Raw genomic sequence first — 14322 nt, 5'->3', positions numbered from 1 at the left:
GGTGCTGCGCCACACGGACCACGTCGTCGCGAAACTCCTTGGGAAACGGCTTGGGCATGATGACATCCTTCCAGGCCAGCCCTCCGGGCTAGCCAACTCAGATGTCACCTATCCGTGCAGCAGACCCTTCAGCCGCAGCGGCGGCCGTTGGGGTGTGGCCGCACTAGGGCCATCCGCACCGCCGACGGTGCCGTGGTGGCCGCAACTGCTGATGCTCACGCAAGTGACGGTCCTATACCTGTTCGCAGGGTTATCGAAGATAAACCCCGTGTTCCTCTCCGGCAGGCCTCTCCAGGGCTGGCTCTGGCTCGACTTACCTGACTGGATTTTCCCGGCACTGTCTGTCGCCACCATTCTCACCGAGCTATTTCTGGCGTTCGCACTCTGGGTTCCTAAGCTGCGGGTGCTCGCAGTGCTGGTCGGCGTCGCATTTCATGCATCCATCGTGCTTGGCATCACAGGTCCCACCGTGTCCCTAGTCGCATTTGCGGCAGCCTCGGTCAGCAGCTACTGGTTATTCCTCGCGCGGCCGAGCCTCTCCGCTGCCCTCGACACCTCGGCAGCCCGCGCTGAGAGCCGGTCCCCGTTGCGATAGATACCCCCTGGGGGTATAGTGAACGGCATGACGGACACTGCACTCGCGACCACCATCGATCTCGAGATCGGCGGCATGACCTGCTCCTCGTGCGCCAACCGCATCGAGCGCAAGCTCAGCAAGCTGCCCGGCGTCGAGGCGAGCGTCAACTACGCCACCGAGGTCGCGCACGTGTCGCTGCCGGCGGGCGTGTCGGTCGACGACGCCATCCGCACGGTCGAGGCGACCGGCTACACCGCCGCGCTGCCCGAGCCGGCGACCGAAGACGACCACGACGCCCGCGGTGCGAGCCTCAAGACGCGCCTCATCGCATCCGCCATTCTCGGTGTGCCGGTGGGTGTGCTCTCGATGGTGCCGTCGCTGCAGTTCGCGGGCTGGCAGTGGGTGGCGCTCGCGCTCACCCTGCCGATCGCGATCTGGGGCGCGTGGCCGTTCCACCGCGCGGCCGCCGTCAACCTGCGCCACGGCGCAGCCACCATGGACACGCTCGTCTCGCTCGGCGTCATCGCCGCGATGGGCTGGTCGCTGTGGGCGCTCATCTGGGGCAGCGCAGGCGAGATCGGCATGCGCATGGAGATGCAGTGGTTCGGCGGCCACGGCGACGAGCTCTACCTCGAGGTCGCCGCGATCGTGACCGTCTTCCTGCTCGGCGGCCGCTACATCGAGCACCGCACCAAGCGCTCGAGCCAGCAGGCGATGCGCTCGCTCGCGCGGCTGGGTGCGAAGGAGGCGAGCGTCATCCGCGACGGCGTCGAGTCGCGCATCGCCGTGAGCGACCTGGTCGTGGGCGACCGCTTCCGCGTCGTGCCGGGCGAGAAGATCGCCGCCGACGGCGTGGTCGTCGAGGGCGCGTCGGCGATCGACGCCTCGCTGCTGACCGGCGAGTCGCTGCCGGTCGAGGTGACCGAGGGCTCCGAGGTCGTGGGCGCCACCATCAACGGCCACGGCATGCTCGTCGTCGAGGCCACCCGCGTCGGCGCCGACACCGAGCTCTCGCGCATCGCCTCGCTGCTGCAGCGCGCGCAGGAGGGCAAGGCCGACGTGCAGCGGCTCGCCGACCGGGTCTCGCAGTACTTCGTGCCGACCGTGCTCGTGCTCTCGCTGCTCTCGCTCGTGGGCTGGCTGCTCATCACCGGCGACGTGCCCGCTGCCTTCACCGCCGCCGTCGCGACGCTCATCATCGCCTGCCCGTGCGCCCTCGGCCTCGCGACCCCGACCGCGCTGCTGGCCGGCACGACCCGCGGTGCCGAGCTCGGCATCCTCATCCGCGACGCGCGCGTGCTCGAGTCGAGCCGCGGCATCACCACGGTGCTCGTCGACAAGACCGGCACCGTCACCGAGGGCCGCATGAGCGTCGAGACCGTCGTCGCCGCGTCTGGCGAGTCGGCCGACGAGGCCCTGCGCGTCGCCGCCGCCGTGGAGCGCGCGAGCGAGCACCCGATCGCGCGGGCGATCGTCGAGGCCGTCTCCTCGGTGGAGGTGGCAACCGACGTGCGAGCCGCGCAGGGTGCGGGCGTCGTCGGCGTCGTCGACGGGCGCGCCGTGCAGGTGGGCAAGCCCGCCTGGCTCGCCGCCGACTGGAGCGTGCCGATGCCGGCAGACCTCGCCGACGCCTTCGAGGCCGCCGAGGCGAAGGGCGCGACCGCGCTCGCGATCGCCTGGGACGGGCGGATGCGCGCCGTCGTGGCCGTGCGAGACACCGTCAAGGCCACCAGCCGTGCCGCCGTCGAGCGGCTGGCTTCGCTCGGGATTGACGTCGTGATGCTGACGGGCGACCACGAGCGCGCCGCGCAGGCGGTGGCGGCCGAGGTCGGCATCCGCCGGGTGATCGCCGGCGTGAGCCCGGCGCAGAAGGTCGACGCGGTCGTCGCCGAGCAGGCTCGCGGCGCGCGGGTGGCCATGGCGGGCGACGGTGTGAACGACGCCGCCGCGCTCGCCGCCGCCGACCTGGGGCTCGCGATGGGCACGGGCACCGACGCCGCCCAGCAGGCCGCCGACATCACGCTCGTGCACGGCGACCTCGCCGGTGCCGCCGACGCGATCGCGCTGTCACGCCGCACGCTGCGCACCATTCGCGGCAACCTCTTCTGGGCCTTCGCCTACAACACCGCCGCGATCCCACTGGCGATGCTGGGTCTGCTGAGCCCGCTCATCGCCGGCGCCGCGATGGCATTCTCGAGCGTGTTCGTGGTGCTGCACTCGCTGACGCTGCGGGGGTTCCGGCCCACGTCATAAGCTACGGCGCAGCGAAATGCGGAGGCAGCGCCAGCGCAACGGGGTACTACCGGCTCCAGCGGCTCCGGCCCCGACGCCTTCTGTTGCTCCGCGCTGCAGCGTCCTCCTCGAACAGCGTCGTATCCAGAGCGAGTGCGGCAGCAACCACGAGCGCTCGCAGGCGCGGCTCCAGCGTCTCGTGCACCTGCAGTGCGTAGTGGTCTCCAGAGGTGAATCGCTCCTTGAGGCCTCCTGCCCACTGCTTTGTGATTCGAGCGATCTCGGCACCGGTCGTATCTTCGATGCCGAAGGTTCGCGAGCGCCAGCCGTCCGACTGCAGCGTTGCGGCATCCCGACCGTCGATGGTCAGGACGAACCGGTCCTTCCCGAGTCCGAGGCTTTTCTGCGAAATCTGTCCGATTGGACGACCGTCCGGCCACGCGACGATCATCTTCGAGCGGATCAACGTCGCCGGCCTGTCGAGGCTGAGCACGACCTGTCCACGCTCGTCCTGCACCTGCAAGCGGTATCGCCTCGTCGCGTCGGAGCGCCCGCTGATTGCCTTGGTGAACGCATTGCGGCCGATCTCTTTCACTGAGCCGATCTGGCGAGCCGCCTGGTCGTAGATCGCGAACTCGACGGTCACTTCGAAGAGTTTTCCACGCTGGTTGATGATCAGCACCGGCTCTGTGAGAATCGGGCTCCCGACGGCATTGACGTGCTGGCTCACTCCCAGATCGCGCACTTGGCGTCGAATTGCGTTGTCCGTGGATCGAGGCGTAGGCGCAGGGGGAGCGACCACTGGTAGGTCGAACGACTGCGAGCCTTGCGAGCCGACATGCTCCGTCCAGCGCACGCCATCCCAATAGCGATGCTGGTAGCGGCCGAACGGATCCGGATACCAATCGGGAGGCACCTGGCTGGTCATGCTTGAGGTTAACCCGATCGTGAGCGGAGGCCAGGACAGCGCGCTTACGTTGCAGCCATCGCCGCAGAGATCCCAACGACCGACTGACCGCACCCCAGCGCCGAGAAACAGTCCTCAGGGCGCGACGAGCTTGGCGCGGCGGCCGCGGATCAGCCAGATCGCGGCCGTCGTGCCGGCCACGCTCAGCGCCGCCAGCAGCGTGTCGAGGCCGAGCACCATGATGAGGAACGGGCCTGCCGCGAACAGCAGCACCGCCACGACGGTGACGGGCAGACCCGGATGCCTCGGGCCCACCAGGTGCGCCGGCCCCTGCTCGTAGCGCACCAGCGCGAGCGAGAGCAGCCACACGACGCCCAGCACCAGCAGCAGCATCGGGATGCGCGTCAGCCACCAGGCGCCGGTCGCCGGCTCGGGCAGCGGCATCGGCAGCAGCAGCTGCACGCCGACCAGCAGCATGATCACCGGCAGGTGCCAGAGGTAGATGGTCATCAGCCGGCTGCCGGCGAACCATACAAGGCCGCGAGCTGCTTTGGTGCGCATCAGCGCGCTGAGCGGGCGATGCAGCAGCGTGAGCGCCGCCGCCTGCGCAAGGCCGAGCACGAGCATCGGCAGCGTCGGCGGGTACTGGTTCGAGAGCATGCTCCACGAGTAGCCCGCCCACGGCACGAGCACCAGCAGCGCGCCGAAGCCGACCACGATGATGAGCGCGAGCATCCATGGGGGATGCGACCGGAACCATCCGTCGTGCATGAAGAAGCCGAGCTGCTGCACCGCCACCCACACGAGCACCACGTTCGGCAGACCCAGCAGCTCGATGCCCGACAGCAGCCGCACGGCATCGACGGCGACCACCGCGAGCGTCAGCGCCAGCATCGTCGCGACCGGCCGGCGCCGGTGCAGCCCGATCATGACGGGCGCGAGCGCCTGCGCCAGCACGTAGGCGGCGAGGAACCACAGCGGCGAGCCGATGCCGATCGCGACCGTGTCGACCAGGGCGGCGTCGACGCCCAGCGCCCACGCGGCGAACAGCGCGACGGTGAGGAAGATGAACAGCGGCAGCGCTGGCCGCGCCAGCCGCGCGAGCCGCGTGCGTACGAAGGCGCTCGCACCGACCGGCGTGCCCGCGGGCGTGCGGCGCTCGAGGCTCTGCCACCCGGCCATCGCCGCGAAGCCGCCGACCACGAAGAACAGCGGCATGATGTCGCCGACCCAGGTGGCTGCCGCGAACCACGGCTGCGCCTCGACCGTGCGCTCGATGACGAGCGAGCCGTCAGCGGCACGCCCGACGCCGACGAACAGCAGATGCACCACGACCACCAGCAGCACCGCCGCGACGCGCGCGAGGTCGAGCGTGAGGTCGCGGGAGGCGAGCTTCTGCTCGGCGTCGGTGGTCATGGCGAAAAGATAGCGGCACAGGGCGCGAGCGGCCGCGCACCGCGGCTCGACCAGCAGGTCGGGCTGACCGGCGAAGCGTCAGCCGTCCAGTGCGTCGAGGTACTCCTGCACGCGGCGGCGCACACGGTCGCGGATGCGTCGCACCTCGTCGGTGCCGCGGCCGGCGGGGTCGTCGAAGTCCCACCGCTCGATGCGCTGCCCCGGCGCGAGCTCGAAGGGGTGCTCGATGAGCATCGTCACGATCACGTCGGCGGCGCGGGCGACATCGTCGGTGACCGGCTTCGGGAAGCTGTCCGTGAGCGGCACCCCCGCCTCCTCCATCACGTCGGCGACGCTGCGCAGCACCTCGTCGGCAGGGCTGATGGCGCCGGAGAGCGCCTCGACGCGGCCGTCGCCGAGCGCGTTGAGGTAGGCGGCGGCCATCTGCGAGATGCCGTCGTTGCGGATCGACTCGATGAGGATGCGCACCGGCCCGCCCTCGCCGCGCCGGTCGCCGCGCTCGAGCGCGCGCAGGCGGTCGGCGGCGAACCTGAGGGCGAGCGCCGGCAGATGGGTGCGGATGCGTGCGCCGCGAGCGAGCGTCGCGTGCGACTCGAAGACCATGCGCTCGACCAGCTGCGCATCGAGCGCCGGGTGCTGCTCCGCGAGGCGCTGGGCGCCCTGCCGCAGGGTCTGCTCCGGAGAGTCGAGTCCATCGCGTGTCTCAGTCATGTCGGCTCCCTCGGTCGACGTGGCGAGATCAGGGTAGGCCGGTGGTGACCGCCTGCCAAGGGCCTTGCGACCCAGGATGGCGGGCCGACGCATCCGCCCCCGCATCTTCATGCGCGCACCTTCACAGCTCTGGCGCGTGGCGCTCGAGGAACTCGTAGAGCTCGGCGTCGTCGACGCCGGGGTAGGTGCCGCGCGGCAGCGGCGCGAGCGTGTGCTGGTGCATGCGCGCCGAGGCCCACGACTTGTGGCGCCAGCGGCCCGCGAGCGCGTCGTCGGGGCGGGCGCAGCAGCGCTCGTCGGGGCAGGTGGAGACCTGCCGGAAGGCGGTCTGCGCGCCGCGGAAGAACTTCGCGTCGTCGAAGGGCACGCCGAACGAGATGGAGAACTCGCCGTCGTGCCCGGCGCCGATCTGCGTCGAGCACCAGTAGGTGCCGGCAGGCGTGTCGGTGTACTGGTAGAACTCGGTCGTGCGGCTGGTGCGCTCGAAGGCGCTGCGGGCGGCGAACTTGCGGCACACCACCTGCCCCTCGGCGTGGCCGGAGGCGTCGACGGGCACCGGGATGCCGTCGTTCTCGTACACGCGCGAGAGGGCGCCATCCTCCTGCACGCGCAGGAAGTGCACGCGCAGGTCGAGGTGGGTGGTGGCGAGGTTCGTGAAGCGCATCGCCGCGGTCTCGTGCGTGACGCCGAACGCGTCGCGGAAGTCCTCGACCGCGAGGTTGCGCTCCTTCTTCGCACGCTTGAGGTAGTCGACCGCCCGCGAGCGCGGCATCAGCGTCGCGGCGGCGAAGTAGTTGATCTCGAGCCGCTGCTGCAGGAACTCGGCGTAGCCGCGCGGCTCGTGGTGGCCGAGCAGCCGGTGCGCGATCGCCTGCAGCGCCATCGACCGCAGGCCGTGCCCGCCGGGGATCGACGCCGGCGGCAGGTAGATGCGACCGGTCTCGAGGTCGGTGACCGAGCGCGTCGAATGGGGCAGGTCGGTGACGTAGACGAGCTCGAAGCCCAGCCGCGCCGCGATCTCGCTGACCGTGCGGTGCGTGAGGCTGCCGCCGTCGTAGCCGACCGCCCGCAGCTGCTCCTCGGCGAGCTCGTCGATCTCGGGCAGCGCGTTGTGCTGCTGGCGCATGCGGTGGCGGATGGCCGTGGCGTCGCGGCGCGCCTGCTCTGGCGTGGCGATCGCCTCACGGGCGCGGCGGTCGAGCTCGCGGTGCAGGCCGACGAGCGCGCGCAGGTGGTCGTCGCTCATCGACCGCGTCGGGCGCACCGCCGGCAGGCCGAGGCGCTTGTAGCTGGCGCCCTCCTGCAGCCGCTGCAGGTCGAGCTCCATGCGGCTGCGCTCGCTGGGCGGCTCGGGGTCGAGCAGCTGCGCGCTCGTGACCCCCAGCACCTCGGCGATCGCCTGCAGGTGGCTGAGCTTCGGCTCGCGGTGCCCGTTCTCGATCAGGCTCAGCTGGCTGCCCGCCAGCCCGATGCGCTCCCCCAGCCCGTCGAGCGTGAGCTCGGCGCCGGTGCGGAAATGACGGATGCGGTGCCCCAGGACTGCTGCGTCGACCATGCGCCCAGTCTACGAAACTTTCGTCGAATCTTCGCCATATTTGTCGCGAACGTCGTCATACACGGTGCGCTCCGCCCCTGGGGCGTCCAAGTTTCGTGGAAGTGAAGGATGGATGGATTCTTCTCTCGGATCGGCGACACCGGGCGGTGCTCGCGGGCAAGACTCGAGACATGACGCTCCTCCCTCCCGCGCCGACCCGCTCATCCGCCAAGCCCGTCAAGCCGGCTCTGGTCAATGCCCCCGAGGGCGCCGACCCGGGTGTGGTCTCGTGGGTGGCGTCGATCGCCGAGCTCACCGAGCCCAAGGACATCGTCTGGGCCGACGGCACGCCCGAGGAGTACCAGCGGCTGGTCGACATCATGCTCGAGGCCGGCACCATCGTGCCCGTGCCGGCGCGGCCCAACAGCTACCTCGCGCGCTCGAACCCCGACGACGTCGCCCGCATGGAGAGCCGCACCTTCATCTGCGCCGAGGATTCCGACGACGCCGGCCCCACGAACAACTGGCGCGACCCCGAGTCGATGCGCCAGGTGCTCGGCGGCCTCTTCGACGGCGCGATGCGCGGCCGCACGATGTTCGTCATCCCCTTCTCGATGGGCGTCGTCGGCGGCCCCATCTCGAAGCTCGGCATCGAGATCACCGACTCCCCCTACGTGGTCGCCTCCATGCACGCGATGACGCGCGTCGGCACGGCCGCGCTCGAGGCGATGCACGGCACCAAGGACTGGGTGCCCGCGGTGCACTCGATCGGCGCGCCGCTCGCCGAGGGCGAGCAGGACGTGCCGTGGCCGTTCAACAGCACCCGCTACATCTCGCACTTCCCCGAGACGCGCGAGATCTGGTCGTTCGGCTCCGCCTACGGCGGCAACGCCCTGCTGGCGAAGAAGTGCTTCGCGCTGCGCATCGCCTCGGTGCAGGCTCGCGACGAGGGCTGGCTCGCCGAGCACATGCTGCTGCTGCGCATGCGCCACGAGGACGGCCGCGTCATGCACCTCGCCGGCGCCTTCCCCTCCGCCTGCGGCAAGACCAACCTGGCGATGCTGCAGCCGACCATCCCCGGCTGGAAGGTCGAGACGCTCGGCGACGACATCGTCTGGATGCGCCCCGGCGACGACGGCCGCCTCTGGGCCATCAACCCCGAGAACGGCTTCTTCGGCGTCGCCCCCGGCACGAGCGAGAAGACCAACGCCACCGCCATGGCGATGATGACGCACGACACGATGTTCACGAACGTCGCCCTCACCGCCGACGGCGACGTCTGGTGGGAGGGCATGACGAAGGAGGCCCCCGAGGGCCTCACCGACTGGCAGGGCCGCCCCTACGACCCGGCCAACGGCCCCGCCGCCCACCCGAACGCGCGCTTCACCGTGCGCGCCGAGCAGGCGCCCTCCATCGCCCCCGACTGGGAGGAGGCCGTGCCGCTCGACGCGATCATCTTCGGCGGCCGCCGCCCGACGCAGGTGCCGCTGGTGATGCAGGCGCGCGACTGGGAGCACGGCGTCTACATCGGCTCGACGGTCTCGAGCCAGCAGACGGCCGCCGCTGAGGGCACCGTCGGCGACATCCGCCGCGACCCCTTCGCGATGCTGCCCTTCTGCGGCTACAACATGGGCGACTACTTCTCGCACTGGATCGACATGGGCCACCGCCTCGGCCGCCACGCGCCGAAGATCTTCTCGGTCAACTGGTTCCGTCGTGATGAAGACGGCGGATTCCTGTGGCCCGGCTTCGGCGAGAACGCCCGGGTGCTCGAGTGGATCGCGGGCCGCGTCGCAGGCACCGCCGAGGGCGTCGACACCGCGATCGGCGTCATGCCGGCCACCGGCGCGCTGAACCTCGAGGGCCTCGAGCTCGACCAGGAGACGCTGAACGAGCTCTTCGAGGTGCGCCCGAAGCCGTGGCTGTCGGAGCTCGTCGACGTCGAGGCGTTCTTCGGCCAGTTCGGCCACTCGCTGCCCACGGGTCTCGTGCGCCAGCTGAACCACGTGCGGTGGCGCCTCGAGCACATGCAGCAGACGCAGCTGCAGGCGCAGGCCGTCCCGGCCTGAGCCGCGGGCTCACCGCCGAGCGGCCTGCGCCGAGCGGCAAGCGCCGAGCACCCGCGCCGAGCGACCAGCGCCGAGCGACCACGAAGGGCGCGCCTCCTCACCGGAGCCGCGCCCTTCGTGCTCTCCCCCGCCCCTACGCCACCCCACAGGTATACGGCGGTTTGCTCACCCAGGCGCCTCGCAGGAGCAACGCGCCCTATACCTGTGAGAGGCCACCTGCGCGGCGGGCAAGCGCGGCCCGCACACGCTCCACGAAGTGCGCGCCGCGACGCGCCATGTGATCCTTCGTGACGCGCACGGTGATCCAGCCGGCCGCCTCCATCGGTGCATAGCGCTCGATATCGACGGCCCACTGTCGCTCGTCGCGGTGGCCATCCCCCTCGTACTCGATGGCGATCTTCAGCTCCGGATACGCCAGATCTGGGTGCATGTCGATGCCGTCGATCACGACCAGCGGATGCACCACTGGCTCGGGCAGCCCGGCCTCCACGATCAGCAGCCGCGTGATCGTCTCGAAGCGCGAGTCGGCGCCGACGCGCGCATCCGCCGCAGCGGCGCGCAGCGCCGGGACGCCGACGAGACGACTGCAGCTCTCGATGAAGCGCCGCAACTGCTCGGGTGTCGCGTGTGGCTCGCCCGCCGCTCGCGGCAGCTGCAGCCCGGGGTACCAGCGCGACGGCGTCAGCAGCGCGTCGAGCACCTGCACCAACGCTTCCTGCGGCAGATCGCGCGCGAGCGTGAGCGCGGTCGGCATCGGAGCCAGCAGACGGACGCCGTGCATTGCGTCGCGCTGCAATCCTCCGTGGACGGCGATGTGCCGCGTGCCGCGTGCGTAACCGGTTGCCGTCCGATTTGGCCGCGCGATCACCAACTCCTCAGCGAGCGTCCACGCTTCGGCGATCGGGAGCCCCCACAGCCTCGCGGCAGTGATGCCGCCGTAGACGTGGTGCGGCGCCATGACCGTCGCATACGCCGCAGCCTGCTCGCAGACGCTCGCGATCGATGTCGCTCGCACCCGGTGGAACGGCATCGTCAGGTCGCTGCCTCGCAACCGGCCATCGCCGATGCCTGCGCGCCGGGCCTCGGCGACGAGGAACGGGCCGTCGAGGAACGACTTCGGCAACGGTCGGCGCGCTGGCATGCGCGCAGTGTGCCCCGCGCCCGTACCGCAGTGCTCGTCGGGCGTTCGACGCTGTGGACAGCCGTCGTCTAGCCCAACTGTCTACGCGCCGAACAACCCGAACGGCACGTGCACGAGCGTCACTCCCGGATGAGCGATGGCGCGCACCACGACGGCTTCCAACTCCTCCGCATCCGTGACCCGGAATCCGGTGCCGCCGAAAGCATCGACGAGCGCGGCCCAGTCAGGCTGGGTGAGGCGTACCCCGATAGGTGGGATGCCCCGTTCGGCCTGATTCTGCTCGATCTCGCCGTAGCCGCCGTTGTCCACGCAGATGACTGTCAGATCCAGTCGCTGTTCCACCGCGGTCTGGAACTCCTGCACGGAGAACATGAGCGCTCCGTCGCCGACCACTGCGATGACAGGTCGGTCTGGGCTCGCCACCTTGGCGCCGATCGCTGCCGGCAATCCGTAGCCGAGAGTCGCATAGGTAGCCATGTAGAGGAAAGCACCGGGCTCTTCGGAGCGCACCCGGCTGGTCATGCCGTAGTAGGTGATCCGAGATGAGTCTCCGGTCAGTACCGCGTCCGAAGGCAGGACCGCTGCGAGTCGCGCGGCCAGGCGATCCTCGACCAAGGCGATCTTCGACGACTCAGCGGCGCATGCCACCCGCACAGCTTCCACATCCTGCGGTTCTGCGCTGAGCGCTCGACCGCGAAGCGACGCGATCAGTGCAGGAACCAGGAGCGCCGAGTGGCCGATGATTGCATGCGTCGACTGGAGGTGGCCACGTTCCTCCGACGGCAGGATGTCGACGGTGATCATTGCGCCGGATGGGGCGATCGCGCCGCCCCACAGCTCGGCTTCAGCAATCTTCGAGCCGATGACAAGGAGCGCGTCCGAGCCGTTCGCGACCCGTCGCGCGGCATCGAGTCGAAGCTCCGCACCGATAGACAGCGGATGCGACTCGGGCACCGCACCCTTCGCGTTCAGGCTGGTGATGACGGGCGCGTCGAGCAGTTCGGCGAGTTCGGTCAGCGCGCGGCCAGCAGGCAGGGCTCCACTGCCTGCAAGGATCACAGGCTGCCGTGCAGCCGCGAGCACCGTCGCCACCTGCTCGACTTCGTCGAGGACCGGCTGTGTGAGTTTCGGACGAGCCGCCGCGTTCACGGCACCATGCACCTCGACCGGGAGCCCGCTCGACTGCCGAGGCAGGAGCGCCTCTGCGGGCAAGTTCGCGCAGGCTTCCAGGAGATCCAATGGGACTTCGATCACCACCGGGCGCGGCCGGCTGCTGCGCGCCAGCTCGAACGCATCATGGACCGCTTCGATCGCTTCGGACGCCGAGGACACCCGGCGCGCCCACTCCACGACGCCTGCGGCGGCTGCGCGCTGATCCTTCGTGGCGTGCAAGGCTCCGGTCTCGACCCCCTCGCTGCCGCGCGGGGCGCCGGGAGTCAGGATGATGAGCGGACGGGACTCGCAGTAGGCGGTGCCGGCGGCCGCGAGGGAGTTGAGGAACCCCGGTCCTGATGTCGTGATCACCACCCCAGGGAGCCGCGTGCGCTGGTGCCAGCCGTCGGCCGCATAGCCTGCACCCTGTTCGTGGCGGGTGGTGACCGTGCGGAAGCCCAGTCGCGGAAGATGCCGATAGAACTCCAGGTTGTGCGTACCCGGGATACCGAACACGACGTCCACACCGTAGGCACGGATCAGCGCCAGGATCGCGAACCCGACATTTTCCTCACGACTGCTGCCAGGCACGATGGCGGCATGTTCCACCGGCATCGAGACAGTGGTGCGCACGGTCGGCACTTGGATCGACATATAGGAAGCGTCCTTTCAATGGGTGGCAAATCCAGCACCCACGGGTGGCTGCGGCAGTGCGCCGCTAACCCGGTGACTGCAGTTCACTCCGCAGGTCTGTCTTGGTGCACGTCGCTCTCGGTCGAGAGCTGCTCGTCCTGAGCGAACTACTCGGGCTCGACATCCCGATTGCTGCCCATCGGATGCGTGAATTGCGGGAAGTGGGGAGAGTCGACGACCTGCAGCACTCGAACCTGTCGCGAACCCACCACCTTCCAGGAGTGCGGCAGCTCGCCCGCGTAGGTCATCACGTCGCCTTCGTGGAGTAGGACCGGCTGCTCATCGGCGACGGTGATCTGCAGGCTTCCTTCCGCCACGTAGACCATCTCGATGCCCTCGTGCGAGAAGTCCCCCTCGATGTCGTCCTCCTCGGTGGCATTGAACTCCGTCACCGAGATGGATCCGATCGTCAGGATCGCCCGGAAGTGCCCGCCGTTGTTGCTCGTGCGGATGGGATACCTAGTCCCCTCCGTGGACGCGACGACATTGACCCCCACGCTGTCGGACGTGCGGCGCAGCAGATTGACCGGGGTCGAGCCGAGCTGCTGCGCGAGCGCGTACAGCACATACAGGCTCGGCATCGCCTTCCCCGCCTCGATCTCGCTGATATACGGCTGCGAGACACCGGCGCCCTTCGCGAGTTGCACCATGGTGAGACCCTGCTGCTTCCGCAGCGCCTGGATGGTGCTTCCGAGCAGCTTCCTGTCGACGAGCTCGTCAGGGTCGTCGGCTGAGGAATTCGCAGTGGCCTCCGTTGTCTCGCGCATCAGTCCTACCCCTCCTCTGCCCTGCCTGCCGCGATCGCTGCGATGACCTCGACGTAGCAGCGTCCGGCGACAGCCGAACCGTGGTGCTGGTGATCGTACGCGGGCCCGAGGCATGAGAAGTCGAAGCCGACCAGTTCCCGACCGTCGCCGAGGACCGTCCGCAGCGAACGAAGCATCTCGCGGGTGTCGAGCCCGCCCACCTCCGGGTACTTCTGCGCCGGCAGCGCTGCCGGGTCGAAGACGTCGACATCGATGGAGACGTAGAGCGCGTCCACGCCGTCCAGCGCACGCTCGCGAGCTTCCTGGCTGACGGCCTCCACGCCGCGCTTGTCGAAGTCGTCGATCGTGTAGACGTTGGTCTGCAGCTGCTTCGCAGCCGCATGCCAGAACTGTGAATTGCGGACCCCGCGGATGCCCAAGTGCACCAGGTTCTTCGGATCGAGCGCACCCAGCTCCATCGCCCGCGCCCACTGCGAACCCGCCCAATACTTGGGATACCACGACAGGTCATAGTGGGCGTCGTAGGTGATGACGCCGAGCTTCTTGCCCTTCGCCTGATAGATGCCGGCGATCGTCGGCAGCGACACACTGTGGTCCCCGCCCAAGATCAGCGGCACCGTTCCAGCCGCAGCGATCTGCGCGATCTCGGCCGGCAACCAGGTCAGGATCTCCTCCATCGACTGCTGGCCGATCGGTGCGTCACCGAGGTCACCCACCCGCACGTGCTCGCCGAGCGTCAGGCCACCGCGCTCGGGCAGCAACCAGTTCGAATGGTCGATCGAGTAGAACTTCGAAGCCTGCCGGATGGCTCTGGGCGCGTCGTACGCGCCCGGACGCGAGTACACGTCATGACCGGGGCACGGGGCGGTCCCCTGCGGGTAGAAATTGCGAGGGTCTTTGACGACGAATCCTTCATAGGGGACGCCGTAGACCAGCGCATCAAACTTGTCGGCCTCGGCGAGCGTCGCATGCTCCACTTCGGCGAACGTCGGAACCCCCGGTGCGATGAGACGCTCAGGTCGACGCTCTACGCGAGTGTCACTCGCCTCGGCCGCAAGCTCGGCCTGCTGGAAGGCCCGTTCCACACTCGAAGTGCTCATTGTCTCTCTCCTTGTTGCAATCT

The 14322-nt window shown here is 69.4% G+C and carries 11 protein-coding genes; 3 read left to right on the top strand and 8 right to left on the bottom strand.

Annotation, left to right across the window (positions count from 1 at the left end; translation table 11 throughout):
• Positions 1-595 (top strand): HTTM domain-containing protein (locus tag J1M46_RS01300; RefSeq protein WP_206446186.1); only part of this gene is annotated, 595 nt, incomplete at its 5' end.
• Between the two features lie 27 nt (positions 596-622).
• Positions 623-2830, top strand: coding sequence for a heavy metal translocating P-type ATPase (locus J1M46_RS01295; RefSeq protein ID WP_206446185.1), 2208 nt, complete (start codon positions 623-625; stop codon positions 2828-2830).
• Between the two features lie 46 nt (positions 2831-2876).
• Here J1M46_RS01295 and J1M46_RS01290 read toward each other — a convergent pair whose 3' ends face one another.
• The 4 genes from J1M46_RS01290 to J1M46_RS01275 form a co-directional block, all read right to left on the bottom strand.
• Positions 2877-3737, bottom strand: coding sequence for a phospholipid scramblase-related protein (locus J1M46_RS01290; protein WP_206446184.1), 861 nt, complete (start codon positions 3735-3737; stop codon positions 2877-2879).
• A 114-nt stretch (positions 3738-3851) separates the two neighbouring features.
• Entirely contained in the window at positions 3852-5132 is a 1281-nt protein-coding gene (locus J1M46_RS01285; protein WP_206446183.1) for an acyltransferase family protein, read from the bottom strand.
• Between the two features lie 78 nt (positions 5133-5210).
• Positions 5211-5843: an arsenate-mycothiol transferase ArsC gene (locus tag J1M46_RS01280; RefSeq protein WP_206446182.1), complete on the bottom strand. Its 633-nt coding sequence runs from the start codon at positions 5841-5843 to the stop codon at positions 5211-5213.
• A 121-nt stretch (positions 5844-5964) separates the two neighbouring features.
• A complete protein-coding gene (locus tag J1M46_RS01275) occupies positions 5965-7398 on the bottom strand; it encodes a helix-turn-helix domain-containing protein (RefSeq protein WP_206446181.1) in 1434 nt (477 codons plus the stop codon).
• 170 nt (positions 7399-7568) lie between these two features.
• Here J1M46_RS01275 and J1M46_RS01270 point away from each other — a divergent pair, with 170 nt between their 5' ends.
• Positions 7569-9446: a phosphoenolpyruvate carboxykinase (GTP) gene (locus tag J1M46_RS01270; RefSeq protein ID WP_206446180.1), complete on the top strand. Its 1878-nt coding sequence runs from the start codon at positions 7569-7571 to the stop codon at positions 9444-9446.
• A gap of 196 nt (positions 9447-9642) precedes the next feature.
• On the opposite strand, the gene J1M46_RS01265 is transcribed toward J1M46_RS01270, so the two are convergent.
• The 4 genes from J1M46_RS01265 to J1M46_RS01250 all read right to left on the bottom strand — a co-directional run bounded on the left by J1M46_RS01265 (position 9643) and on the right by J1M46_RS01250 (position 14284).
• Positions 9643-10317, bottom strand: a complete 675-nt coding sequence (locus tag J1M46_RS01265) for a hypothetical protein (RefSeq protein WP_206446179.1) — start codon at positions 10315-10317, stop codon at positions 9643-9645.
• A gap of 351 nt (positions 10318-10668) precedes the next feature.
• Positions 10669-12393, bottom strand: a complete 1725-nt coding sequence (locus tag J1M46_RS01260; RefSeq protein ID WP_241248970.1) for a thiamine pyrophosphate-binding protein — start codon at positions 12391-12393, stop codon at positions 10669-10671.
• 146 nt (positions 12394-12539) lie between these two features.
• On the bottom strand, positions 12540-13199 hold the full coding sequence (locus J1M46_RS01255) for a helix-turn-helix domain-containing protein (RefSeq protein ID WP_206446178.1): 660 nt from the start codon (positions 13197-13199) through the stop codon (positions 12540-12542).
• Between the two features lie 5 nt (positions 13200-13204).
• Positions 13205-14284, bottom strand: coding sequence for an arginase family protein (locus J1M46_RS01250; RefSeq protein WP_206446177.1), 1080 nt, complete (start codon positions 14282-14284; stop codon positions 13205-13207).
• Positions 14285-14322: the final 38 nt, after the last annotated feature.

The organism is Agrococcus sp. KRD186, assembly GCF_017168255.1.
GTDB lineage: Bacteria > Actinomycetota > Actinomycetes > Actinomycetales > Microbacteriaceae > Agrococcus.
This window is presented reverse-complemented; position numbering and strand designations above follow the sequence as displayed.